We start from the raw sequence: 25,055 nt of genomic DNA, 5'->3' as shown, positions 1-25,055 counted from the left end.
CCAGTTGGAGGTAGTACAATGAAGTTTTTCAATTATATAAATGGGCAGTGGAAAGAGCCATCTACTCATCAATATTCTAAAAACTATAATCCGCATAATGGAGAAGTATTAGGAGAATTTCCATTAAGTTCAGCAGACGATACACAAGCCGCAATTGCATCTGCGAAAGAAGCCTTTCAAAATTGGCAAGGGTTATCGTTTCAAGAGCGGGCAAGTTACTTATGGAAAGCGGCAGCTATTTTAAAAGAACGAGTGACTGAAATCGGTCATGATTTGACGAGTGAAGAAGGAAAGACACTCGCTGAAGGGATAGGAGAGACGAAACGAGCGATTAGCATTCTTGAATATTATGCAGGGGAAGCGAATCAGCCTGTGGGAGAAATGATTCCTTCGGTCAATCCGAAAACGATGCTTTACAGCAAACGGGTAGCGGTTGGGCCAGTAGGATTAATTACACCGTGGAATTTCCCAATTGCGATTCCAGTATGGAAGATGGCTCCGGCACTTATTTACGGAAATACTGTTGTTATTAAGCCTGCTGAAATTACACCAAAGTCAGTATTTCACCTTGTGAATGCTTTTCATGAGGCGGGAATTCCTGCCGGCGTTATCAATTGTGTATTTGGGAAAGGTTCAGTAGTTGGAACGGAATTAACAGAAAACCCTGATATAAAAGCGATATCCTTTACCGGTTCTAATGGCGTTGGAAAAACAATTCAGCAAACTGCTGTTGCGAACGGCAAAAAAGTACAACTAGAAATGGGCGGGAAAAATCCGTTAGTTGTATTAAAGGATGCCGATATTAGCAAAGCAGTAGAGATTGCGATCAGAGGTGCATTTATGTCAACAGGACAAAAATGTACAGCGACAAGTAGAATTATAGTTGAAGAGGAAATTTATGAGGAATTTCGTAATGCACTCGTGTTACGTACAGAGGCTCTTAAAGTTGGAAATCCATTAGAAAATAATACGTTTATGGGGCCATGTGTATCCGAGAACCAGCAGCAAACTGTTTTATCGATGATTGAAGCAGGTAAGAAAGAAGCTTCTTTAATTTGCGGGGGAAGTGTACCAACAGAAGATAAGTTAAAACATGGGTTTTATATTTTACCTACTATCTTTGAAGATGTACCTCATGATGCACGAATTGCGAAAGAAGAAATTTTCGGTCCTGTTATTTGTTTGTTTAAGGTGAACAATTATCAAGAAGCAATTCACCTGGCTAACGATACGGAATATGGACTTAGCGCATCCATTTGTACCAATAATTTAAGTCTTGCGCAGCAATTCATTGATGACATGGAAGTTGGAATGGTTCATGTAAACTCCGAAACAGCAGGAGCAGAGCCGCAAGTTCCGTTTGGCGGAATGAAAAACTCTAGTGCTGGTCCGCGTGAACAAGGGAAAGCAGCTGCAGAATTTTATACAAGGATTAAGACAGTGTATGTAGATCAAGTATGATGACAAAAGATGCATAATAATGGGGGATGAACATGCGTAAAGGAACTTTTTTCATGGCAGGACATGCAAGGCTTCCGAAAGGGATGGCTGTACGCAGCGTCTATGAAACACTAACGATTACAATAGAGGCAGATCACAAATATCATGTAATTATCGAATCGTCATGTACCCTTGCGACAGGACACGGGAGAGACTTTATTTCTCAAATTTTAAGAGGATATAGTTTACGAGATGGCATTGAAGACATCATTCAAGAAATCTCTCACCATTATCAAGGAAAAGCGCAAAATGCAATCATCAGTGCTTTAAAGGATTTGTACCGCCAATATACAAGTTACGTAAACGGTGAAAGACTTGAAGAGGACTATGAGGAAATAGGTCCGCTAAAGTAAAACGAAATAATGAAACTGTCGAGTTTATTGCACTTTACTGTTTAAAGAGCGTTCGTAAACGAGAGCCAGTTGTATTCCAGCTTATTTGATGGCGGAATATAACTGGCTCTTTTATTTTTTATACAATAAGGAGGCAGGAACATGTCAAAATCAAGTGAAGTTCAAGGTGTAAAAGAGCAGGTAAAGCCAAAAAGAGGATGTAAGGAAACTCATGCAGTGAAATCTTGTAAAATGTGTAAGGCATGTAGTCGAAATAAAGTTAAGTACACGGGCGAAAATAAATGATATAAACACATTGACATTCAGAAAATTTTAAATTATTATTTAATTATAAAGTGATAAGATCCATACGAGAAATAACCCTTCTCTACATCCGATCTTCGCTTTCTATTTTGCACATAGTTGAATAGAAAAACTGTCTATTATTATTGTACTTTAAGAGATTAAAGAACACTCGTAATTTTAAGCCAGTTGTACGTTTCTACAATTTATAATTGTGGATGCGTATGACTGGCTTTTTAGTTTATTTGGACTAAGGAGGAAGATGTTGATGATCACGGAACAAGAAATGAAAATGAAATTTGCAAAGAAGTATGAGGGATATGAAATTGTGCCTCATCCAGAACATAAACGCTTGTATCATATTGTGCTAAATCAACAATTGCTTGGGCAATTTTTCGAAGAGATAAAAGAACATTCTGAGCAATCATTGCAATATATTCCTTATTCTCGCTTTATCCTTGCTGATCAAATGAAAAAGATCTTTGGTGCAACCTTCATGGAGAATGTTCGAGGGATTATTCATGACCGTGAAACGGGCGGATTTACAATTGGTGTACAAGGCGAAACGACCGATGCAGAAGACTATGTGAAATTTGCAACGGCGTTAACACACTTAATTGGTACGTCTAACTTTGATGCAATGACAGGAACGTATTATGCTAGATTTAACGTGAAAGATACAGACAGCAGTGATTCTTATCTTCGCCAAGCGTATCGTTTATTCACACTTCATACAGATGGAACGTTTGTTGACGAACCGACAGATTGGCTTCTGATGATGAAAATCGAGGAAAAAAATGCAGTAGGCGGAGAATCACGTTTACTTCATTTAGATGATTGGGAGGAGCTCGATAAGTTTCGAAATCATCCACTAGCATCCGTCAAAATGACGTATAAAGCACCGCCAAGTAAGAATGCACAAGAAATCGTATACCGTGAAACATTTTTTGATGTAAATAATGCGCCGTGTATTTGTTTTATTGATCAATTCGCTTATCCTGATAATATTGAACAAGCAACATATCTTAAAGAGCTATCACACTCTGTAGAAAACTCACCAGCAACGCATGCATTAAAATTACCAGTTGGCGATTTAGTTCTATTAAATAACCTATTTTGGATGCACGGGCGAGCTCCTTTTGAGAAAAATAAAGATTTATATCGAGAGTTAATGCGCCAACGCGGCTGCTTCTCTAAATAATATGTATGGCGGGTCTTGAAACAAGGCCTGCCTTTCATGATATACAGGTAGACGTACATATAACATGTAAGGAGGAAGTTTGATGTATGATTTTATAATTATTGGCGGCGGGATTGTTGGGCTTTCAACTGGGATGGCTTTAACGAAAAAATTTCCTCGTGCCAAAATCGCAGTTATTGAAAAAGAGACTATACTTGCACATCACCAAACTGGACATAATAGCGGTGTGATTCATTCCGGCATTTATTATAAGCCAGGCAGCTACAAAGCTAGATTTGCAAAAGAGGGAAATGCCGCAATGGTGCAGTTCTGTAAAGAAAACGGAATTGCTTATGATATGTGCGGAAAGGTGATTGTCGCTACAGAAAAAGAAGAACTTCCTCTTTTACAGAACCTATATGAAAGAGGGCTGCAAAATGGTTTGGACATTTCTCAAATTGATCAAGGAGAATTAGCGGAAATTGAGCCTCATGTAAAAGGGTTAGGAGCGATTCGAGTTCCTTCTTGCGGAATTGCTGATTATAAAGGAGTAAGTTATGCGTTTGCACATATCATCCAAGAGAACGGAGGAGAGGTGCACTTAGATACGAAAGCGGAACATATTTTTGAGAAAAAAGATTTCGTTACCATTGAGACAAATCAAGGCGTTTTTACAACGCGGTTTCTCATTAACTGTGCCGGCTTACATAGTGACCGAATCGCAAAAAAAGCAGGATTACTAACAGATATGAAAATTGTCCCGTTTCGAGGCGAGTATTATGAACTTGTTCCAGAAAAACGCCATCTCGTAAAACACTTAATCTATCCAGTTCCAAACCCAGATTTTCCGTTCCTAGGTGTGCATTTTACAAGAATGATAAACGGAGACGTACATGCAGGGCCTAATGCGGTCTTAAGCTTTAAACGCGAAGGATATACAAAAAAAGATTTTGATTTAAAGGACTTTATGGAAACAATGACCTATTCCGGCTTTTGGAAAATGGCAATGCCGAATATGAAAGAGGGCATGAAAGAAATGATTCGCTCTTTTAGTAAACAATCATTTCTCAAAAGCTTGCAGCGCCTAATACCAGAGCTGACAGATAAGGATATTGTTCCAACTCATGCTGGTGTAAGGGCACAGGCGATTCTATCTAATGGAAACATGGTAGATGATTTTTGTATTATTTCAGGCACTAACTCTATGCATATTTGTAATGCCCCATCGCCGGCTGCAACAGCAAGTTTGAAGATTGGGGAGGCGATTGCAGAGCAGATTCCAGATTCAATAGCAGATATGGTGAGTTCGTCGGGGGCGTTTCAGGTAAAAGCTTGAATAAACAATATTTAATAAAAGGATGGTTTTGGTTCATATACCGAAACCATCCTTTTATGTTTATTGATAATGCTGGTAAATACATAGTCTTATTTCACAAAATATGGTAAATGTGTAAGTGATTTGATAAAATGACGGTGTTGAACATTATTTTTATAAAAAGTGGAATTATGGTTAAAAAATACAAATTTAGCATGTTGAACTCATCCCGCATTAACGGGCAGTAAGACCCCCACCTCAAGATGTGAAGAAAAGCAAAGAAGATAGGTGGGGGATAACTGCCCGTAAAAGCCCGATTTGTTCAACTAACCATCAGTGGGGGATAAAGCCCCCACTGATGGAAGTTTCACTTTATAAAAATGGGAGGTTTAGAAATGCCAGAAAGTTTTTTAGATCGTGTTGGTAACTTCTTTCATATTGGGTATACAGAAAATGAAAGAAAACGTGATGAATATTACCGGTTATATGAATATTTAAAATCCGAGGAAATACAAGTAAGGCAACATATTGAGAAAGCAGAGTCCGCAAAGAGAAGTTATGAAGCAAAAAGTAACGGCTTGCCGTCTGAAAAAATTCCAGCTCGGGAATTTGAGGAGAAACGTCAACAAAAAGATAATATCTTATCGGGAATTATAACTCATTTTAAGCAGTCTTTAGATAACGTTACATATGCTAAAAATAAAGCATACAGTAAATATTTAGAGTATAAAGCAAAAGCAGAGGCAGAAGAACGGGAAGCTGCGGCACGGAAAAAATAAATGCAAACTATGAATTCGCACTGCATTTTAATAGAAACGGAGGTTTAAACATGAGTGGGAAAGAAATTGAAATTTCTGGTGAGAGGGCGGTAAATGCAATTGCCTATGCACAGCAAATTGAAAATAGTGTAAAAGAAGCACTCCAGCAGGCAAAAGACTTACAAGCAACTGTGACAAGCTCTCATTGGCAAGGAAAGACGCGAGATGCATTTCTATGTTATTTGGAGTTAATCATTCAGTTAAATGCAGATATGGCAGACGCACTTGAAGATCATACGAAAGCGTTGAAAGATCTCGACACACATATTCAGACATTCTCTAACACAAATGAAGTACAAATGATTAAAAACCTGTAATAGAAATGAGGGATCAAACGATGCAAAATCACATAAAAAGCTTCAGTCCTTCTGAATTATATGTATTAGCTGGTGCAGCTGGAGTTACCTATTTATTTGGTTTACCTGAACGGGAAAAACTCATAATGGATGATGCCGATTGTGTAACGAAAGCAACCGAAAGTTTAAAGGGAAAAGGGCTCATTATGGAAGATGGCGGACTGACAATGGCTGCATTTCAACTCATTGAATTACTGAGAGCGTATCAAGAAAGTCAGGAATATACGCGATTCAATAACCTCTTAGTAGGATTTTTACCAAATGACAAAGACCGAGTAGCTGTACTAACAGAAATAAAGCCAAATGAGGAATATGAACTCCATTACATACCGAAGCGGGATGTGTATTTATCGTTATTAGAAAGAATTCCATTTCTAATGAGAGAACCGAGAGAGAAAGATACTACGTTTTTAACAAGTAAGATGATGAAGGAAGAACAGGAAACATTTGAAGAAATGGATTTATCACAAAAAGAACTATTAGCAATAGAAACTTTTCGTCGACCGCGTACAAAAAGTTTAACAGAACAAGGAAAATGGGATTGTTTCTTATACTTCACAGAGAAAGACGATTATATCCAAATTGATGTAGAACGGAAACGATATGAATGGATTAGTCTATATGCTTTAAATAAGAAGATATATGATGTGTTAAAAATGCCGTATAAGAAATTTATTGATCCAAAAAGTCTATCATTAGGAGGAATAAATTGATGCACGTACAAATGACGGATGGCAGTTCAGAAGGAGGCGGCTCACAAGTTTTAGTTAATTTCACAGAAATGGTTGATATCGCAACGCGCCTGCAAAATATTTATAACCTGTATGCTGATGTCGTAGCGAAAAATATTGATAGTCTCGCAAACTGTGATTTTTACAAAAAAGGAGAGGCAACAAAGGTCATCTCGCAGTACAAAGATATATTGGGAAAAACGATGGAACTCGCAGATAACTATAGACAAGCGGCACTCCTTGTGAATTATACGCTAGAAGAAATGATCAAAAAGGATGAAGAATTGCAAAAAATCTTAGGTACTAGCGGTTAACCACTATACGGCAAAGGGGGATGAAAAAGAAATGGATGTGCATTACAAGCCAGATCCTTGGCAAGAAATGAAAGAAGGAATAGACCAACTAACAAAAGAGGCACTGAGAGAATTAACAAAAGTCAATGATCTTTTAGAAGAAATAGAGTCAAAAATACATTCTCTTGACTCCGACCGAAGTATTAACTTTCAACATAGCAGTCAGCAAAAAAAAATCAATCAGTTACTCGACGCCTATACGACACTAGGAAACTACTGCACACAAGCAGGGCGAGTTGTATCGAGACATATTGACGAACCTTTTTATAAGGACATGGACAAATTTGCGGGGAAAATGAGAGATCTATCGATTCGAAACTACTCAACAAAAAATCGAATTGGCTCTACCTCTACGACAACGATGCCAAACGCACATGGTTATGGCATGGCACAAACGATTACGACGAAAAAAGATAAAATAACGGTGGACGATATTTTTAAAGACTCCGTAGCATTTGATAAAGTTCTCCGCGCCCAGTATAAAGAAATAAAACAAGAAAATCCAGATGCGAAGCTAGATTACGCCGAATATCGTAAACTAGTCCCATCCATGCGTGGATTCGAATACAAAACGAGAGAAGATGAACAAAAAAAGCTGGAGATGTGGCGTGATCTTGTAATAGGAGCTGGACTTATCATTTTAACCATTGCTTGCCCGCCAGCTGGACTCACAGCCGCAGCTCTTTATGGCGGCTTACAACTTAAGAGTGCATACGACGGAAAAGACTGGGGAACCGGCAGAAAGTTAAGCGATGCCGAACGAGCAGAGAACGGGATATTCGGAGCGCTTGATGCCATCCCAGTCCTTGGAACAGCGGTAAAAGGATTTAAAGGATTAGACAGCGCTTTATCCTTGGCAAAACTATCAAAAATGCAAGAGGCAGGCAAAGTATTTAATCCAAATACAGGGAAAAATGTGGTACAATCGTTGCATAATAGTAAGAATATTATGCTTGACCGTATGAAACTAGGAAGCCTAAAAGTAGAAAAATACGGAAATGACAAGATGTATCAGCTTGGCGGAAAATTGGCGAAAAGCATAGATAATATGACAGCCAAAACCAAAAGCTTTGAAATCAATGAACATGGTGTAATAACGGCTAAGCAAGGTGGTACAGACTTCCATAGCTGGGTTAATAAGCATCATACAGAGAGTAGTAAGATTATAGATGATAAGATAAAGAGTGTAGAGGGTTCGCTTGCTAAGGGTACGGTTAAAGGTAGTACTGGAGTAAGTGAAGTTAAAACATTTGTGGACAAAGGAAAACAGTTTACAAATGGAAGAAAAAATAGGTTAAAGCCTGATATTAGGTATAAAACGGGAGAGTATGATTACTTTTACGAAACAGATAATCTTGGAAGAATTGAAAAATTTGAAACAGATAAGTTACAATTAACTGAGAGAGAGAAGAGATTATCACATAGCAAAAATACACCAGGAAAAGTAAAAGGACAAGACCATGCAGGGCATTTGGCAGGTGATAGGTTTGGAGGCTCACCTAAAATTGACAATCTAGTTTCGCAATTATCTGATGTTAATTTGAAGAAATATAAAAAAGTTGAAGATAAATGGGCTGCAGCTTTAAAAGAAACACCACCCAAAAAAGTAACAGTTAAGGTTGATATAATATACTCTGGGAATGATGTGCGTCCAGACAAATTTATAGTTAATTACACTATAGATGGTAAGCCAGGCAGTGCAAAATTTAAAAATTTATAAAAGGAGTGTAATGTAGTATGAAAGAATTTGAAGATAGATTTAGTGAATTGCAAGCTGATATGATATCCATATGTATGGAATATGTTGAAAATAGAGCCGATAAAGTATATGTTTACGCTTCATGTGAAGAAGATATGATATCTAGTAGTTTCTTTTATTTAATTAACAATAAGTATGTAGAGTGTCATAAGGTTAATGATGCATTGGAAAATGGAGAAGAAAGATATGATGTATCTCCAGAACGAATGTTTCAGGTGCTACAAATTATAGGTGAAGATATCGAAGAAATTGAAACATTATGCAAAGAATACGAAAAAGATATGCCAACTGAGATGAAATTAATATACGATGCTAAGAGTGGCAAGTTTAAAGCTGAATATAAGTATGATTTAATACATACAAATGAGGATATAAAAACAGCTGATGATTTTGCTGATGAGTGGTTTGAGGAAGTGAAAAATAATAACCTTTAAAAAATTTACAGTAATAGATATATCTAAATTGAATTAATAACTCATGAAAGTTGTAGCATCAATTTGTAGAATAGCATTTGGATAGTATTTAGTGACTTATAAAGGTTACAGCATTTGCATACAGGAGTGACAAGGTATTGCTGTAATTAATTTAAAACATGTTATGAAGTGTACAGAAAAATAATAGGCTGTTAAAAAGTATATACTCCATGATGGTTGTACCATCATGGAGTACTGTGTGCAATGAAAGAATAGAAAACGAAGTATGAGTTTAGGCGAGATGACATTTTATTGGGTGGCGAATATAAACACATGGAATGAACATGAAAGTAATGAACTCGTACAAGCTCGTAAGTTTTAACGTAGTAGTTGTTACGACATATAAAAGGTATCATATTGTTACTATAAAACTTACAAATTTATACTACTTAAAAACAAATGAACTTAAAGCACTTGTCTCCTATGGGCAACAAGTGCTTTTTATTTTAAGATTACAACATAGGGTACGGGTAACACTAGTAAGGCTGCTGATGATGTAGTTAAAGATGGTAGTCACTTTTTAGATGAATTTAAATTGAAACCTAATGTGAAATATGAAACGAATGGATATCTGTATCAAACGGATGAACTAGGACGAATTGAGAGAGCTTCTGGAGAATTAACGTTAGACATGGGAGAACGTAATAGTAAGCATCAGTTAGCTGCTGGAGGCGAAGATAGAGTTAAAGCTCCTAGTACTCAAGGAGATCATGGTGGACATTTAATCGGTACGCAATTTAATGGATCTCCGCTTATTGATAATATAGTTGCAATGAATGGTAATGTTAATGTAAGTGCTTATAAAAAATTGGAATCTGCTTGGGCAAAAGCTTTAAGAGATAAGCGGGAAGTTATAGTTGATATTAGACCTGTATATGAAGGGAATTCTGTAAGGCCTGTTAGCTTTAACATAAAATATAGAATTGATGGAGAAAAATTTAAAGCTAGTTTGAAAAATGTATATGGAGGAAAGTAAATGAATACAGAGAACTTGGAAAGTATTTATCAAAAAGTAGCTATACAGTTAAACAATATTATTCCAGAACCATGGGAAAAAGTAATGGTATATTCAGAAGTTGATGAATATAGTGATTCGACGGTATTTTTCTACTATCCAAAAAATAAGCAGGAACCGATATACAGTTTAGATATTGAAGATATGGAAGGGATTGATGAAGACGAGACTAATCGTCAATTGAATCTTCTTGACAGCATCTTTAGAAAGTTATGGGAAGAATTTAAAAGAAATAAGCAGGAACTTTGGACTAATTTAACATTTGAGTTATATTCTACTGGTAAGTTTGATATTGAATTTGATTATACTTTATTAGAAGAAGAAAATAATTATAATCATTATGAGAGATTAATTATATGGAAGTATAAAAAGTTAGGGATTTCCCCTGATGAAAAGAGAGAAAGCGATGTGAAACTAATTAGAGAATATATTAATACACAAAAATGACCTCTATTAGAGTTATAGATATAAGGTGTTTGAAAATACATACTCCATGATGGTTGTACCATCATGGAGTACTATGTGCAATGATAGAATAGAAAAAGAAGTACGAGCTTAGGCGAGATGACATTTTACTGGGCGATGAATATAAACACATGGAATGTATATTAAATTAACGAACTCGTACAAACTCGTAAGTTTTAACGTAGTAGTTGTCATGACATATAAAAGGTGTCATACTGTTACTACAAAACTTACAAATTTATGCTACTTAAAAACATATGAACTTAAAGCACTTGATTGTCAATTAAAGGCAACAAGTGCTTTTTTGCGTTTTAGCGTAGAAATTTAAAAGAGCATTATAATTTTATAAGTGCATTAAGTGTTAAATTTTTATTGTTGTTTTATAGATTGTAATGGCTATGTACAGTGTACGACGATAGTAGAGGGAAAAATAAAGGGTTGTGTTATTTTTTGAAGTCATCGTAAAGTACGTTTTAACGGATGGACGTTATGCACACGTTATCCGCAAAAAACGGGTAAACGTTACAGGGACTTTAATTGCTGTAACGGGAGAGGACTCAATATGGAAGAGAAAGTAGTTGGTTATGTACGTGTTTCAACAGAAGGACAAGTACGTGAAGGGTATAGCCTAACGTATCAAGTAGAAGAAATTGAACGGTACTGTATTGAAAATGAACTACAACTGCTTCACATATACGAAGATAAAGGAATCAGCGGAGCGACAGTAGATGAAGATGGATTAACAGTTGAACGTGAAGGTCTACAAGAGCTATTGTCGGATATGGCATATCATCAAGTGAGCAAAGTTATTGTACTAAATACATCTCGGTTATGGCGCTCTGATATGGCAAAAGTGTTAATACAACGAGAGCTAAAGAAATACAAGGTAGATGTGAAAGCAATTGAACAACCAAATTATAGTATATATACGCATGACCCAAATGACTTTTTAGTAAATGGCATGTTAGAACTACTAGACCAATATCAACGTCTTGAGATTGGATTAAAGCTAAGTAGAGGGAGAAAGAAGAAAGCGGAACAAGGTGGATATGCAGGTGGGGGTGTGATGTTTGGTTACAGGGCAAACAAAGGACAAAAAGTGTTAGAAGTGGATACTAATAAAGCAATCGTTGTACGTAGGCTATTTGAGCTACGACACTTTTTTTAGCATTGGTCACTTACTCAATTGGCAGAAAGACTGAATACGGAAGGCTATTGTACAGAGAAAGGGAAGCGGTTTACGAAAGTACAAGTGAAACGCATGTTAGACCGAGAGAACTTTTATCGAGGGGTATATACATACGGGCAAATACAAACAAATGGGAAACATCCAGCAATTATATAACAGTCGTACTTAAAAAAATTGCTCATTTTACTATATGTACTTATGAAATTATGAAAATGGATAGGCTTGCGTACCTATGCGCATCGGAAGATGAACGCTCGAACTAAGGTTGCCGACATTTTTATATATGACTAAATCATTGAATAGAGGGATGAGTTATGCAGAATAGACAGAACTATTTGTATGTAGGAGTAGATTTACATAAGCAGCATCATACGGCTGTTATTATTAATTGTTGGCAAGAGAAATTAGGAGAAATACAATTTGAGAATAAACCATCTGCATTTTCGAAGTTTTTATTAGAAGTAGAGACATATGTGAGTGATGGTTTATCAGTTGTATTTGGTTTAGAAGATGTTGGTGGTTACGGAAGAGCATTAGCGAAATATTTAGTAGACCATGAACGAGTTGTGAAAGAAGTAAATCCAGCTTTATCATTTTTAGAACGCAAAAGTGAGGTAATGATTAAAAAGAACGATAGCTGGGATGCGGAATGTGTAGCACGCATATTGGTAAACAAATTTAATCAATTACCAGATGCAAAGCCAAACGATTTGTTTTGGTCGATACAACAATTGGTTTCGAGAAGGAATGCATTAGTAAAAGCACAAAGTGCGTTAAAGAACCAACTACATATTCAATTAAACCATCATTATCCAAGCTATAAAAAGTTTTTCTCAGAAGTAGATGGGAAAACAGCACTAGCATTTTGGCAGCAATATCCGTCACCCTCTTGTTTAGGGGGGGCGAATATAAAGCAATTAACAGCTTTTTTATTAGATGTTAGCAACAATACATGTTCAGTAAAGAAAGCAAGCGACATATTAAAATTTGTAAAAGAAGATGGACAAACAATGAAAGAGTATCAAGAAACACGAGACTTTTTAGTAAGAAGTATTGTACGGGATATTGAGTTTAAAAAGAAGGAAATGAAATACATCGAAAGAGAATTAAAACGGTTAGTAAATCTACTAGATTATCAATTAGAGACGATGCCGGGAATAGAACTTGTGACGGCATCAGCATTAATAGCTGAGATAGGAGATATAAGACGATTTCTAAATGCCAATAAATTAGCAAGATTTGCGGGGATTGCGCCTGTTTACTTTGGTTCTGGTGGGAAAGGTAAGACACATAAAAGCAAACAAGGAAACAGGGCGCTACACGCTTTATTTTATAATTTAGCAGTACAGCAAGTGCAAGTAGCGAAAGGAAGTAAGATGCCACGGAATCCAGTGTTTCATGCATACTATCAAAAGAAATTAAAAGAAGGAAAAACAAAAGGACAAGCATTGGTATGTATTATGAGAAGGCTTGTAAACATTGTATATGGCATGATGAAATATAAAACGGCATATGAGTTGCCGGTAGTACAAGAGAAGGAAGTAGTTTAATAAGGTTTTATATGGTTTGTTTTTTTATTGTAAAAGTTTAAGATTACAACATAGGGTACGGGAAAGGATGGAACAGCTTGCTACTAAACCACCATACTCACCTGTTCCAGAGAAATGGATAAAAAAAGATGAGACTGTGAAAATAGATGAGGATGGAATTTAGGTATATACAAATAGGAAAGGACAAACTGTGAGGTATCTTGATTTCACCCAATATACATACCCTACTGTTAAATTAGTAGAAATTGAAATTGCAAGTTCAACGAATCTAGCGTACGTTGTTCAATATTTTTTAGCCTCCAATTCATTTTGCATACGTTGTTTAAACTCCTTTGGAGAGCATTGATTATACCTTTTGAAAAGTTTATAGAACTGAGCCATGTTAGAGATACCAACCTCATAGCCTACATTTGTAATACTAAGATCACTTGTCATTAATAAACATTCAGCTTTTTTTATTCGCTTATAATTAACGTAATCAATAAATGAAGTACCGATAATTTTTTTGAAATATTTTATGAAATAATGGTAGCTAAGTCCTAGTAATGAGCAAGCTTCTTCTACAGTAATCTTATCTTCCAAATGTTTGTCTACGTATTCAAGAACTGGCCGCAAGCGGTTCAGACCAATTCCCTCTGTATAGTTTAATATGTTGCGTGTATCATTTCTTAAGAGTAATAGCATCATTCGTTTAATCGCAGAACTAATGGCAATTTCATATCCTCTCATTTGTGTTTGTGACTCCTGATAGATTTCCATGATTAAAGTATATATTTCATCTCTTACAGTTTGTTTTTCTTCAAAAATATAGTTTATTTCATTCAAAGGTTTGGTTTGTTCAGAGAAACAGTATATGTACGGCATGATACTTTCATCGAAGTGTTTCCCTAAATCGATTTGAAACACCACATATCGTAAATCATCCATTAGCGGTTTATGAGAACGATGTGGTTGGGATGCCCCTAAAACGATGACATCGCCTGGGCCCATTAGAACATACTCGTTTTTACTTTGTATCCCCAAATTTCCTTCAACGACGGCAATAAATTCTACTTCTTTATGATAATGCCAAGGGTGTTTCTCTATCGTACTGAAATGATGTTTTTTCATATTAATTTCCCATATTTTTAGAAACAGCAACGGATTTTGATAAATGACTTTTTCATTAATAACCTCTAAATCGTTTTTTATTAAAGTCATACGCAATTTCTCCCCTTTAAAACATGCCACTTTTGTAAATAAAACATATCATAATTCTTCTTATTTTCTCTTTCAATTTTTAATAACCAAAAAAATGATGACACTTTTGAATAAAAAGACAGCTAAATTAAGCATATCCTTCATTCCTTATCTTTTCTATACTAATCACAAATAAAGGAAAAAGGGGTGTTGTCATGTTAAAGGTAACTGTATGGAATGAAAATCGACATGAGCAAATCAATCCTGTTGTAGGTGAAATATATCCGAATGGGATTCATGGCACAATTGCAGCATTTTTAACGGAAGCAGGGTTCGAAGTAAAAACGGCTACTTTAGATGAACCAGAACATGGATTAACAGATGAAGTATTACATCAAACGGATGTATTAGTATGGTGGGGCCATATGGCACATGAAGAAGTAGCAGATGAAATCGTTGAAAAAGTAAAACAACGTGTATTAGGCAGAATGGGATTAATTGTTTTGCATTCAGGTCATTTCTCCAAGATTTTCAAAACATTAATGGGAACAAGCTGCGATCTAAAATGGCGTGAAGCGGATGAAAAAGAACGTTTATGGGTTGTAGAGCCAAGCCATCCAATTGCAGAAGGAATTGCAGAATTCATTGAACTTGAACGTGAAGAAATGTACGGTGAACATTTTGATATTCCGGCGCCGGATGAATTGATATTTACAAGCTGGTTTGAAGGCGGGGAAGTGTTTAGGAGCGGCTGCACATATAAACGAGGGAACGGCAAAGTGTTCTATTTTAGACCAGGACATGAAACATACCCAACGTACCATAATAAAGAAATTCAACGCGTGATCATAAATGCAGTTCAATGGGCCAAACCAGTAGAAAGAAAACGTCCTGTCTACGGCAATGCCAAGCCGCTTGAACAAATTGCTGTAAAAACGAATAAGTAAATTGAAACAAAGGGGATAAAAGTCATGGAGAAAATAAAAGTAGCGGTTATTGGTTGTGGAAGTATTGCAAAGTATCGTCATTTACCAGAATATCAATTCAATGAAAATGTAGAACTAGTCGCAGTTTGTGATGTAAAGGAAGAACGTGTAAATAGTGTGGCAAAGCAATATGGCGCGGCAGCGTATACAAAGTACGAAGAACTGTTAGCCAGCGGCATTGTGGATGCGGTTAGTGTATGTACACCAAATTATCTGCATGCGCCTATTTCGATTGCAGCTTTAAACAGCGGCGTTCATGTATTATGTGAAAAACCGATGGCTACGTCAGAAGAAGAAGCAAAAGCAATGATTGAAGCAGCAAAATCAAATGGTAAGAAACTAATGATTGGACACAATCAGCGCTTTGTCGCATCTCATCAAAAAGCGCGTGAGCTAATTAAAAAGGGCGAGATCGGTAAAATCCATAGCTTCAGCACAGCTTTTGGCCATAGTGGACCAGAAGGGTGGAGCGCGGACGGTAAAGAAAGCTGGTTCTTTAAAAAAGAAGAAGCATGTATTGGTGCAATGGGAGACTTAGGCGTTCACAAAACAGATTTACTTCGTTACCTACTGGGAGAAGAATTTGTAGAAGTTGGCGCATTTGTTGAAAGTAATGCAAAAGATTTCGCTGATGTTGATGATAACGCGGTATGTGTATTAAAAACGGAAAGTGGTGTCATTGGAACGCTTGCAGCAAGCTGGGCTTATAAAGGGAAAGAAGATAACTCAACGATTATTTATGGTGAGAAAGCAATTCTTCGTCTAGAAGAACATCCAATTTATTCATTAATTGTTCAATATGCGACAGGAGAAGTTGTTAATTATGAACTAGGGAAAATTCAGTCGAATGATGAAGGCGGACAAAGTAATTCCCATGTGATTGAACAATTTGTACAAGCAATTTTGCATGATGAAGAACCAGCTGTTCCAGGTGAAGAAGGGTTAAAATCTCTTTCTGTCATTTTAGCAGCTTTACAATCAAGCAAAACAAAACAAATTACGCGCGTATAAGAGGTGAGTACCGTGAGAATTGGCATAATTGGAGCAGGAGGAATTGCCACTGGGCGGCATATTCCAGCGTTTAAACAACTAGATAATGAATGCGTCATTTGGGGTGTGAGTGATATTGATCATGAAAGAGCGAAAGAGATAGCGAATGAGTTTGATATCCCGCAAGTATTTGCTGATTATAAAGATATGCTTACAGAAGTAGATGCCGTATGTATTTGTACGCCGAATGCATTTCATGCGGAAATTGCGATTGCAGCTTTGCAAGCAGGCGTTCATGTATTATGCGAGAAACCAATGGCACTATGTAAACAACAGTGTGAAGAAATGCTGGAAGCTTCCAAAAAGGCAGATAGAAAACTAGCAATTGCCTATCATTATCGTTTTATGAAAGAAGCACAAGCAGCAAAAAGAATGATGACAGAAGTAGGCCGTCCTCTCGTAGCGCGCGTAAAAGCGATGCGGCGCCGCAAAGTTCCTGGTTGGGGCGTATTTACGAATCAAGAACTGCAAGGCGGAGGAAGTTTAATAGATTACGGCTGTCATTTACTTGATTTATCCCTTTGGTTAATGGGGAACCCAAAACATACAGCGGTTCTTGGAAGTGCGTACAACGAATTAAGTAAAACGCCGAATCAGTTAAATCAATGGGGAGCATTTGATCATGAGACATTTCATGTGGAGGATCATGTAACCGCTTATATAAAATTCGAAAACGGTGCTTCATTGCTGCTGGAGACGTCTTGGTCTGCCAATATTGAAGATGATGAAGAACATGTTAGCATTTCCGGGGTAGACGGAGGGATTAACGTTTTTCCACTTGAACTTTACACAACGAAAAACGGCATGTTGCTGAATAGTACGGCAGCTTGGATAGAGGGAGAAGAAGATTATAGTTTCATGCAGGCTAAAAATTTCATTGATGCCTGCAAAGGAAAGGCTGAGTTAGTAGTGAAACCTGAGGAAGCACTTCAAGTATCAGCTATTATCGATGAAATATATGAAACGAGTAAAACAGGGGGGGAATAAAATGAAACTAGGCGTATTTACTGTATTATTTGCAGATCATTCATTTGAAGAGATGTTAGATAAAGTAAAAGCGGCGGGTCTTCATGCGGTTGAAATTGGAACAGGCTGCTATCCTGGAAATCATCACTGCCCACTAGATGAACTGCTTGAAGATAAGGACCAAAGAGAAGCATATCTAAAAAAAGTAACAGACCGAGGACTGATCATTAGTGCATTTAGCTGCCACGGCAATCCAATCTCACCGGAAGAAGGATTTGCGAAAGAGTCTGACGACACGCTTCGTAAAACGATTCAATTAGCATCGCTATTAAACGTGCCGGTCGTAAACTGTTTTTCTGGAACAGCAGGCGATCACGAGGGAGCGAAATATCCAAACTGGCCTGTTACCCCGTGGCCAAATGAATATGCGGATGTATTAACTTGGCAGTGGGAACATAAGCTGATCCCTTATTGGAAAGAGCTCGGGGAATATGCAGAAAAACATAACGTGAAAATTGGTTTAGAATTGCACGGCGGATTTTTAGTGCACACACCGTATACGTTATTAAAACTTCGTGAAAAAACAAGCAAAGCAATTGGCGCCAACTTAGATCCAAGTCATTTATGGTGGCAAGGGATTGATCCTGTCGGAGCCATTAAAATTTTAGCAAAAGAAAATGCGATTCATCATTTTCATGCAAAGGATACGTACTTAGATCAAGATAATATTAATATGTATGGCCTAACAGATATGCAGCCGTATGGAGAAGTACAAACACGCGCCTGGACATTTCGATCAGTCGGATGCGGCCATGACATGAAAGAGTGGTCAAATATGATGAGTGCACTTCGCACGTACGGATATGACTACGTAATAAGCATCGAACATGAAGATCCAATCATGTCGATTGAAGAAGGATTTAAACGTGCGGTTACGAATTTGCAAAGTGTATTAATAGAAGAAACACCTTCGCAAATGTGGTGGGTGTAGTACAATCAATCCGAGTTCAAAGAAGAAAGCAGGTTCATTCGGCCTGCTTCTTCTTTTTCATACATGTGTATCTGTCTGATCCAGCAAGTTTGCCAGTATCGTGCTGTTCTCTTGATCTGCATCGTACTGTACAATATCGTCATACTCAAACAGTTCGAATGCTTCGCCAAATTCTCGTTCCATGAAGTCGATAAATTCCCCAATGTTTTCTCCTACTTCTTTATTACGGCGAAACTCCATCATAATTGCTCTAAATCGGTGGGGAGGAATGTCGCATTTAATATGATAAGACTTACTGATGCCAAAAGAATCCCTTGAATCGTATAAGGTATATGTATACAACAGAGAGCCATCTCCTTTTTTACATGATATGTATATCGTTCCATAGTTGCATCCATTTCATCCGCTTTACCGATACGAAATGGATCGACAGTGCTGGAATTGCCAATAGCCTGCAGGCCAAATTGGCAAACAACGATTTGAACAGCTTTGTGAATGAAGGGAAGGCGCAAAGCAGGAAACACATTTCAAGTGAAGCTGCAACCTATTTGCTGCGAGACGCTCAGTATGTGTTATCACAACAATAGCGCATTTATGAAAAGCATAGCTTGAGTTATAAGCAAAACAGACGACCAATTCTATGGTCGTCTGTTTGTTTATTAGGGGTAGAACGAGCGCTGCAGGATCAATTACAGCGTGTCTGTGCATTCAATCTCTATTAGCATCTGGAACATAGTGTATTTATCTCAAGCTATTGAACAAGATTGGCAAACATTAAGAAGAGTTACTCTCTCGTACTTCACCTTATTCATTTATGAGGTTTAGTTGGATTCATATAAGAGGTGTAAACATTTAAGTAACAATGGAAACCCAATTCGGGATATTTCTAACGTGATTGCTGCATATTTAGCTACTTATAGTGGAAAATAAAAAAAGGGTTTTGTTTCCAGTAGGGTCCCACATAAAGTGAACAAAAAAAGGAGAATAATTATGGATTTAAATGATATTGAAATAAAAGAAACCCTCAGATTTGACCTGCAAAGAAGGGCAGTTTCGCACACGACATCAGAATCGTGGCAAAATGTGCCGCATGTAACATACATATACGAACCTGATATTACGGACTTTTACGAAGAATTCAAAATGCTCTCAAAAGCGAGACGCGACCTTGGCTATAAAATCTCAGTGAACACAATTATGATGAAGGTAATTACAGAAGGATTATTAGCTGCACCAGATTTAAACTCATATATTGAATATGACCATACGAAAACAGAGGGTATGACACATATTTTAGGGGAGATTAATATGTCAATCCCTTGGAGTTTACCCGATGGCAGAATGATTACTCCAACTATCCCTAACATTGAAAAAAAGTCGTTAAATGACATTTCTAACTATATTGCAGAGCTGGCAAAAAGAATTGAAAAAACCAACATAGATGAAATGTTTTATCAAGCTGTATTTACTGACACCGTAAATAAATTGAAGAATTTCAATCTTAGCGTCTTAAGAAGGGTTTTAGCAGCAAAGGTTAGTAAACATAGTATCAAAGGACTGGAAGGGAAAGAAAAAGAAAATTACTACAAAATACCAGAGCATGAACGTTTGACGGAAAAAGATATAATGTCTGGAACTGTTACGGTTTCAAATATTGGTTCTTTGTATAAAGAACAAAGAGGTTTCTTCGGATTACTTGAAATCATACCTCCTCAAGTTTTTGCGGTTGGGCTAAGTTCTATCCAGGAAAAACCAGGGGTGTTTTTGAATCAGAATGGGCAAAAGGAGATTGGTATTAGAAAAATACTGCCAATGTGCTTAGTTTTTGACCATAGAGCAGTTGATTTTAGCTCAATTATTCCTTTTTTAAAAAGAATTGATGACATATTTGCTGAACCAGATATCATTCATAATTGGTGACTTAAACCCATAACTTATAAGCTTCTTTCATGTACCACGCCTACCAAGCTAAAGAGAAATTGTATCTATAAAACGAAAAAAACGTTATTCTTTTTGTAGAAATGTACAGAAAGGATGACGTTTTGGCTATGGATTTTTTAAACTGAGAAGTATGATGATCGCAACCTTTAGCCATAATTATAACTAAAGTTTTTTTTATTATAAGAAATTACAAGGAGATAATTTTATGGAAAATAATAAAAATGCAATCCTCGCTTTTGTTGTTTTAGCTTTAGGTTTAGTGTTTTTTGTTGGGGGTATGGTTCATTGGATATGGTGGTCATCTTGAATAGTCACATGCACAAAATCCTTGTTTTAGGGTAATTTTAAGTCTTTAACTTGAAGGGCATACGTTAAGACCCCAATAAGATAATTAGATGCTAATTACAAAAAACTTAACTGATATGAAAGTCTACTCCATATTTATGAAGACCCAACTTCTTAGCTATTGCTTGTGAAGAGAAATTATCCCACGCTGTACTGTAAAGAGGATGTAACCCTTCTTCTTTGACTTCGTTTGCCCAAGCAATCACACTTTTTGTTCCGTATCCGTTTCCTTTATCGAAAAATTGGCAAGAAAACTCCATCTTCAAAACGTGTAGGGCATAGCCCAGTTTAAGGTGGGGATGAATTGCCCTTGCATTCGTAAAAAATTTTTGGAACTAATGCGAATGTATGTTCTTTTTTGTCGTTTTGTAGTATCATGAAGGTAAGAAGATAGGGAGGTGAAAATCATGACAAAAGAAAAAGAATATGCAACCTATCAAATTTGGATCAAGAAAGGTCATAAGTTATACTCCTACTTCCTAGAAATGTGCCAAAACGCAAAGAATCTCTACAACACGACAAACTTCTATATTCGCCAAGTGTATATGGCCTTACGTACTGAGAAACCATTACAGCCACTTCAACAAGAAGTCTTCCATACATTACAAATGTACATCGAAACCATGAATGAAAATCAACTTCGTGCATATCAAAAACGTGTGCAAAAGCAGAAAGAAAAACCTGTTAAAGAACAAAAAGAAATGAAATGTAACTTGTTTATATTACCGACAAAAGAGAAATCGTTCCTATCTTATTATTTCTTAGATTGCTTGTTTAAAACAATGAAACAACAAGATTATATGAATTTGCCAGCACAAACGAATCAAGCAGTTATGAAGAAGCTATATCAAAACTGGAAATCATTCTTTGCATCCATCAAGGCATACAAGAAACATCCTTCCACTTTTACGGGCAGACCCCGTATTCCAAAATATATCAAATCATCTATGAAAGAAATTGTTTTCACGAATCAAGTGTGTAAACTCCAAGATAAATACATTCGTTTTCCAAAAACAAGCATAAAATTAAATGTTGGTAACTTGTTTGGGCGGATTGGCAATCTCAAAGAGGTACGTGTTTCTCCTACTTACGGGAAATTTAAGGTGGAAATTGTGGCAGAACAACCCGAGTCAGCACCTGAGCATGTGGACACCGCTATATGAGTATTGATTTAGGAATCGATAACATTGCGACTATCACAACGAATACAGGGGCCACTCCTGTGTTAGTAAAGGGCAGTGTCATCAAAAGCATCAATCAATACTACAACAAGCAAAAGGCTTATTTATTGGGTATTCTTCGTCATGGAAAAGAACCAAAAGAAGGCCCACACACATCAAACCGTTTAGAGAGGCTTCATGAGAAACGGTTTCTGAAAATAAAAGATTTCTTTCATAAAATCAGTTACCACATTGTTCAAATGGCGATTCAACAGGAGATTTCTTTGATTGTGATTGGGAAAAATACATCATGGAAACAAAACAGTGAGATGGGGAAACAACAAAATCAATCGTTCTGCCATATCCCGCATAATCTACTCATTGAAATGATCAAGTACAAGGCGGATCGGCAGGGAATTACGGTACAAGTTGTGGAAGAATCATATACAAGTAAAGCATCCTTTTTAGACAATGATGATATCCCAGCCTTTGGTGAAGAAGACATTCCTGTATTTAGTGGTAAACGAATCACGCGTGGTTTGTATCGTACGAAAGAGAACAAACTACTGAACGCAGATGTGAATGGTTCCTATAACATCTTAAAAAAAGCAGTTCCAAAGGCGTTTGCCGATGGAATAGAGGGGTTGTGCCATCAGGCAGCTGTGTCAACTCCACTCGTGTTAAGCATCTCTTGAAGGTGATACACGAGAAACCCCCACTTCAAGATTCGAGGGAGATAAGTGGCGGGAGTTTTCATCCATCTTTGAATTTGGGAACATTGTATTGAAACGAATGACATTTCCTTCTCTAGTACGACCAAGAAAAAATAAAGGGGCAACAAGACCTTCAGGCTCATTTATTTCTGTCATTCTGCCTGAACTATCATATTTAAATAGGACATCTGCCTGTATTTCCATTAGCTTGTATTCTTGAGCCAAATTACATCTCCACCTTTCATATCCTGAAAACTGAATGTATCGGACTGCTCTGTCACAATTTCCACAATAATTTGTTTTGAGATCTATATTTAATGCATCCAAAATGTCTAAAGAATATGGCATGTTTATATAAACTCTCTCCCAATAAACTATTCTAATAACCCAAGAAGAATGTACTCTTTGTGGGTTATTGAATCTGTTACTTTAAGGTTCTGTTCCCTTTGAAATTGTTTCTATTTATATCTGTATATGTAGCCTTTTCTAATTAGGATAGAAATATATTTAAATATATTTACTATAGAATATAGGTGTTATAAACTATTATAAGTGGTAACGAATGTACTTTTTTGATTTCCTGAAAATTGAAGATTAAGAGATTCATATGAAATTTCTTTTTAAGAAGATTTGGAGAGGAGAATTGTTTTTTATGAAGCATCGAGTAGTAGCGGCAGGTATTCTAGTAGTAAATTTATTAACCTATCCAGTTATTGGGTTAGCTCAAACAAATACATTTTCAGATGTACCTGATTGGGCAAAAGAATCGGTTACTTATTTAGTTGATAAACAGGTGATTAGCGGAATGCCAGATGGTACATTTGCACCAGATGGTACATTAACACGTGCTCAAGCGGCAACAATCATGACAAAAGCTTTAGGGTTACAAGTTAATGGAAATGCGAAACCATCTTTTAAAGATGCACAGAATCATTGGGCAACTCCGTACATCGCAGCTGCTGAAAAAGCAGGGATCATTGCAGGGGAAGGAAACGGTATATTTAATCCGGATGAACAAGTCACTCGTGCCGCTATGGCAGCGATGCTTGTGAATACATATAAATTGGATCAAGACGTTAGCGGAACGTTACCTACGAAATTTGCAGACTTAAAAGGCCATTGGGGTGAAAAGTTCGCTGGTATTTTAGTAGAATTAAATATCTCTGCTGGTACAGATAATGGCTGGAAACCGGATGCCCCTATAAAACGTGTAGAAGCAGCACAGCTTACTGCCAAAACGAATATGTTGAAAAATGACGGTCAACAGCAAACGAAAAAAATGTACATAGATAGAAAGTTCATAACATATCATCAGCCATCGCTATCATCAGGTATTACATCAAATCAACATGAACCTCAAACCGTTATCGTAAAAGAGGAGCAAGATGGCTGGATTAAAATTGTAACGGATCAAGGAGATAAATGGACGCCGTTAAAAGAGAAAACAGAGTATATCAATAAAGCCTTTACTACATATCAAGAAGCATCACATTCGTCTAAAGTGATGGGGAAATATGATCCGCAAACCGTAACAGTCATTGAAGAAAACGGAAGTTGGATTCGTATCCGTACAGACGCTGGTTTCCAATGGATTGATAAAAATCAATTAAATCAAGCAAACTTCTTAGAAGGAAAAGCAATTATTATTGATCCAGGTCATGGCGGTGTAGATCCAGGCCACGAAGGCGTAAACATGGATGAAAGTAAAATTGTATTAGACACATCCTTACGCGTACAGAAATTATTTGAACAAAAAACACCATTTACTGTATTGCTAACACATAATAATGACACAAGACCAGGAACAGATGCAAAAGATTCTCTAAAAAAACGAGTAGAATTTGCGCAAGCGAATCATGGGGATATCTTTGTAAGTATTCATGGCAATGGTTTTGACGGAACTGCTCAAGGTACAGAAACATACTATTACAAAGCAGCAACGAGTCAAACAAACCCACATGTAGATGAAAGTCGTATGCTAGCAGAAAAAATTCAAAATCGTCTTGTGAATGCACTTGGAACAAGTGACAGAGGCGTAAAAGATGGCGACTTATATGTTATTCGAGAAAACACAATGCCTGCTGTATTAACAGAACTAGGATTCGTTGACAACAAGATAGAGGGTGAAAAACTATCCTCTCCAGAATGGAGACAACGCGCTGCAGAAGCGATTTACGCTGGTATCTTAGACTATTATGAGTGGAAAGGTAATGACGTTTCTTCTTACCGTTAATAACAGATTTGTAGAATGGAAATGAGAAAGAGGCTGCCTGAAAGTGGGACAGCCTCTTCTTATAAAATAATACAGCTTACTATATACACACTTCCGTAAATCCTACTCTCTCACTTTTTAAGCTTCTTTTAAAATCCTATACAAATGATTTC

General features: G+C 36.8%; 24 protein-coding genes and 2 pseudogenes. 23 read left to right on the top strand and 3 right to left on the bottom strand.

Features of this window, described 5'->3' with window-relative positions:
* Positions 1-18 precede the first annotated feature (18 nt).
* The 16 genes and pseudogenes from AB1279_RS19790 (at position 19) to AB1279_RS19715 (ending at position 13,339) form a co-directional block, all read left to right on the top strand.
* Complete coding sequence (locus tag AB1279_RS19790; protein ID WP_429760579.1) at positions 19-1,461, top strand: aldehyde dehydrogenase family protein; 1,443 nt, start codon at positions 19-21, stop codon at positions 1,459-1,461.
* A gap of 32 nt (positions 1,462-1,493) precedes the next feature.
* Positions 1,494-1,853, top strand: coding sequence for a DUF3870 domain-containing protein (locus AB1279_RS19785; RefSeq protein WP_429760577.1), 360 nt, complete (start codon positions 1,494-1,496; stop codon positions 1,851-1,853).
* Between the two features lie 141 nt (positions 1,854-1,994).
* Entirely contained in the window at positions 1,995-2,138 is a 144-nt protein-coding gene (locus AB1279_RS19780; RefSeq protein WP_429760575.1) for a hypothetical protein, read from the top strand.
* Between the two features lie 259 nt (positions 2,139-2,397).
* Entirely contained in the window at positions 2,398-3,336 is a 939-nt protein-coding gene (glaH, locus tag AB1279_RS19775; protein WP_429760574.1) for a glutarate dioxygenase GlaH, read from the top strand.
* Positions 3,337-3,418: 82 nt separating this feature from the next.
* A complete protein-coding gene (gene lhgO, locus AB1279_RS19770; RefSeq protein WP_429760572.1) occupies positions 3,419-4,651 on the top strand; it encodes an L-2-hydroxyglutarate oxidase in 1,233 nt (410 codons plus the stop codon).
* Between the two features lie 374 nt (positions 4,652-5,025).
* Complete coding sequence (locus AB1279_RS19765) at positions 5,026-5,409, top strand: hypothetical protein (RefSeq protein ID WP_429760570.1); 384 nt, start codon at positions 5,026-5,028, stop codon at positions 5,407-5,409.
* A 50-nt stretch (positions 5,410-5,459) separates the two neighbouring features.
* The gene (locus AB1279_RS19760) at positions 5,460-5,765 is read left to right on the top strand and encodes a WXG100 family type VII secretion target (protein ID WP_429760569.1); all 306 of its coding nucleotides are present in this window, start codon (positions 5,460-5,462) and stop codon (positions 5,763-5,765) included.
* Positions 5,766-5,785: 20 nt separating this feature from the next.
* Positions 5,786-6,517 (top strand): DUF5081 family protein, encoded by a 732-nt coding sequence (locus tag AB1279_RS19755; protein WP_429760567.1) that lies wholly within the window; start codon positions 5,786-5,788, stop codon positions 6,515-6,517.
* Entirely contained in the window at positions 6,517-6,849 is a 333-nt protein-coding gene (locus tag AB1279_RS19750; RefSeq protein WP_429761500.1) for a hypothetical protein, read from the top strand. The genes AB1279_RS19755 and AB1279_RS19750 overlap by 1 nt, the downstream gene beginning before the upstream one ends.
* A gap of 31 nt (positions 6,850-6,880) precedes the next feature.
* Positions 6,881-8,608, top strand: a complete 1,728-nt coding sequence (locus tag AB1279_RS19745) for a DNA/RNA non-specific endonuclease (RefSeq protein ID WP_429760565.1) — start codon at positions 6,881-6,883, stop codon at positions 8,606-8,608.
* Positions 8,609-8,625: 17 nt separating this feature from the next.
* Entirely contained in the window at positions 8,626-9,081 is a 456-nt protein-coding gene (locus AB1279_RS19740) for an immunity protein YezG family protein (RefSeq protein WP_429760563.1), read from the top strand.
* Positions 9,082-9,404: 323 nt separating this feature from the next.
* A complete protein-coding gene (locus AB1279_RS19735; protein ID WP_429760561.1) occupies positions 9,405-9,620 on the top strand; it encodes a hypothetical protein in 216 nt (71 codons plus the stop codon).
* 35 nt (positions 9,621-9,655) lie between these two features.
* Positions 9,656-10,096, top strand: coding sequence for a DNA/RNA non-specific endonuclease (locus tag AB1279_RS19730; protein ID WP_000804098.1), 441 nt, complete (start codon positions 9,656-9,658; stop codon positions 10,094-10,096).
* Positions 10,097-10,582: an immunity protein YezG family protein gene (locus AB1279_RS19725; RefSeq protein ID WP_429760559.1), complete on the top strand. Its 486-nt coding sequence runs from the start codon at positions 10,097-10,099 to the stop codon at positions 10,580-10,582.
* A 580-nt stretch (positions 10,583-11,162) separates the two neighbouring features.
* Positions 11,163-11,945 (top strand): annotated as a pseudogene (locus AB1279_RS19720) (recombinase family protein).
* 158 nt (positions 11,946-12,103) lie between these two features.
* Positions 12,104-13,339 carry an IS110 family transposase gene (locus AB1279_RS19715; protein WP_429760557.1) on the top strand — a complete coding sequence of 412 codons (1,236 nt, stop codon included), beginning with the start codon at positions 12,104-12,106 and terminating at the stop codon, positions 13,337-13,339.
* Between the two features lie 282 nt (positions 13,340-13,621).
* On the opposite strand, the gene AB1279_RS19710 is transcribed toward AB1279_RS19715, so the two are convergent.
* Positions 13,622-14,539, bottom strand: coding sequence for an AraC family transcriptional regulator (locus AB1279_RS19710; RefSeq protein WP_429760555.1), 918 nt, complete (start codon positions 14,537-14,539; stop codon positions 13,622-13,624).
* A 194-nt stretch (positions 14,540-14,733) separates the two neighbouring features.
* Between AB1279_RS19710 and AB1279_RS19705 the strand changes: the two genes are divergently transcribed.
* From AB1279_RS19705 to AB1279_RS19690, 4 genes are read left to right on the top strand one after another with little or no spacing between them, the layout of a single operon-like run.
* Positions 14,734-15,465 carry a ThuA domain-containing protein gene (locus AB1279_RS19705; RefSeq protein ID WP_429760553.1) on the top strand — a complete coding sequence of 244 codons (732 nt, stop codon included), beginning with the start codon at positions 14,734-14,736 and terminating at the stop codon, positions 15,463-15,465.
* Positions 15,466-15,489: 24 nt separating this feature from the next.
* Positions 15,490-16,515 carry a Gfo/Idh/MocA family protein gene (locus AB1279_RS19700; protein WP_429760551.1) on the top strand — a complete coding sequence of 342 codons (1,026 nt, stop codon included), beginning with the start codon at positions 15,490-15,492 and terminating at the stop codon, positions 16,513-16,515.
* Between the two features lie 12 nt (positions 16,516-16,527).
* A complete protein-coding gene (locus AB1279_RS19695) occupies positions 16,528-17,541 on the top strand; it encodes a Gfo/Idh/MocA family protein (RefSeq protein WP_429760549.1) in 1,014 nt (337 codons plus the stop codon).
* Position 17,542: 1 nt separating this feature from the next.
* Positions 17,543-18,511: a sugar phosphate isomerase/epimerase family protein gene (locus AB1279_RS19690; protein WP_429760547.1), complete on the top strand. Its 969-nt coding sequence runs from the start codon at positions 17,543-17,545 to the stop codon at positions 18,509-18,511.
* A gap of 57 nt (positions 18,512-18,568) precedes the next feature.
* On the opposite strand, the gene AB1279_RS19685 is transcribed toward AB1279_RS19690, so the two are convergent.
* Positions 18,569-18,853, bottom strand: coding sequence for a hypothetical protein (locus AB1279_RS19685; protein WP_429760545.1), 285 nt, complete (start codon positions 18,851-18,853; stop codon positions 18,569-18,571).
* 648 nt (positions 18,854-19,501) lie between these two features.
* On the opposite strand from AB1279_RS19685, the gene AB1279_RS19680 reads away from it, so the two are divergent.
* Complete coding sequence (locus AB1279_RS19680) at positions 19,502-20,431, top strand: 2-oxo acid dehydrogenase subunit E2 (protein WP_429760543.1); 930 nt, start codon at positions 19,502-19,504, stop codon at positions 20,429-20,431.
* Positions 20,432-21,204: 773 nt separating this feature from the next.
* A pseudogene (locus tag AB1279_RS19675) lies at positions 21,205-22,652 on the top strand (RNA-guided endonuclease InsQ/TnpB family protein).
* Here AB1279_RS19675 and AB1279_RS19670 read toward each other — a convergent pair.
* Positions 22,638-22,895: a hypothetical protein gene (locus AB1279_RS19670; RefSeq protein ID WP_429760541.1), complete on the bottom strand. Its 258-nt coding sequence runs from the start codon at positions 22,893-22,895 to the stop codon at positions 22,638-22,640. The pseudogene AB1279_RS19675 and the gene AB1279_RS19670 overlap by 15 nt on opposite strands.
* A 427-nt stretch (positions 22,896-23,322) precedes the next feature.
* On the opposite strand from AB1279_RS19670, the gene AB1279_RS19665 reads away from it, so the two are divergent.
* Complete coding sequence (locus tag AB1279_RS19665) at positions 23,323-24,903, top strand: N-acetylmuramoyl-L-alanine amidase (protein WP_429760539.1); 1,581 nt, start codon at positions 23,323-23,325, stop codon at positions 24,901-24,903.
* Positions 24,904-25,055 lie beyond the last annotated feature (152 nt).

The sequence above is a fragment of the Bacillus sp. S14(2024) genome (assembly GCF_050473785.1).
Lineage (GTDB): Bacteria > Bacillota > Bacilli > Bacillales > Bacillaceae_G > Bacillus_A > Bacillus_A yunxiaonensis.
This window is presented reverse-complemented; position numbering and strand designations above follow the sequence as displayed.

Coding starts and splice junctions, on each gene's coding strand:
- AB1279_RS19705 (WP_429760553.1), top strand. CDS start 14,734: ATGTTAAAGGTAACTGTATGGAATGAAAATCGACATGAGCAAATCAAT.
- AB1279_RS19765 (WP_429760570.1), top strand. CDS start 5,026: ATGCCAGAAAGTTTTTTAGATCGTGTTGGTAACTTCTTTCATATTGGG.
- AB1279_RS19740 (WP_429760563.1), top strand. CDS start 8,626: ATGAAAGAATTTGAAGATAGATTTAGTGAATTGCAAGCTGATATGATA.
- AB1279_RS19700 (WP_429760551.1), top strand. CDS start 15,490: ATGGAGAAAATAAAAGTAGCGGTTATTGGTTGTGGAAGTATTGCAAAG.
- glaH (WP_429760574.1), top strand. CDS start 2,398: ATGTTGATGATCACGGAACAAGAAATGAAAATGAAATTTGCAAAGAAG.
- AB1279_RS19755 (WP_429760567.1), top strand. CDS start 5,786: ATGCAAAATCACATAAAAAGCTTCAGTCCTTCTGAATTATATGTATTA.
- AB1279_RS19745 (WP_429760565.1), top strand. CDS start 6,881: ATGGATGTGCATTACAAGCCAGATCCTTGGCAAGAAATGAAAGAAGGA.
- AB1279_RS19715 (WP_429760557.1), top strand. CDS start 12,104: ATGCAGAATAGACAGAACTATTTGTATGTAGGAGTAGATTTACATAAG.
- AB1279_RS19690 (WP_429760547.1), top strand. CDS start 17,543: ATGAAACTAGGCGTATTTACTGTATTATTTGCAGATCATTCATTTGAA.
- AB1279_RS19725 (WP_429760559.1), top strand. CDS start 10,097: ATGAATACAGAGAACTTGGAAAGTATTTATCAAAAAGTAGCTATACAG.
- AB1279_RS19785 (WP_429760577.1), top strand. CDS start 1,494: ATGCGTAAAGGAACTTTTTTCATGGCAGGACATGCAAGGCTTCCGAAA.
- AB1279_RS19735 (WP_429760561.1), top strand. CDS start 9,405: ATGAAAGTAATGAACTCGTACAAGCTCGTAAGTTTTAACGTAGTAGTT.
- lhgO (WP_429760572.1), top strand. CDS start 3,419: ATGTATGATTTTATAATTATTGGCGGCGGGATTGTTGGGCTTTCAACT.
- AB1279_RS19780 (WP_429760575.1), top strand. CDS start 1,995: ATGTCAAAATCAAGTGAAGTTCAAGGTGTAAAAGAGCAGGTAAAGCCA.
- AB1279_RS19790 (WP_429760579.1), top strand. CDS start 19: ATGAAGTTTTTCAATTATATAAATGGGCAGTGGAAAGAGCCATCTACT.
- AB1279_RS19760 (WP_429760569.1), top strand. CDS start 5,460: ATGAGTGGGAAAGAAATTGAAATTTCTGGTGAGAGGGCGGTAAATGCA.
- AB1279_RS19665 (WP_429760539.1), top strand. CDS start 23,323: ATGAAGCATCGAGTAGTAGCGGCAGGTATTCTAGTAGTAAATTTATTA.
- AB1279_RS19710 (WP_429760555.1), bottom strand. CDS start 14,539: ATGACTTTAATAAAAAACGATTTAGAGGTTATTAATGAAAAAGTCATT.
- AB1279_RS19750 (WP_429761500.1), top strand. CDS start 6,517: ATGCACGTACAAATGACGGATGGCAGTTCAGAAGGAGGCGGCTCACAA.
- AB1279_RS19680 (WP_429760543.1), top strand. CDS start 19,502: ATGGATTTAAATGATATTGAAATAAAAGAAACCCTCAGATTTGACCTG.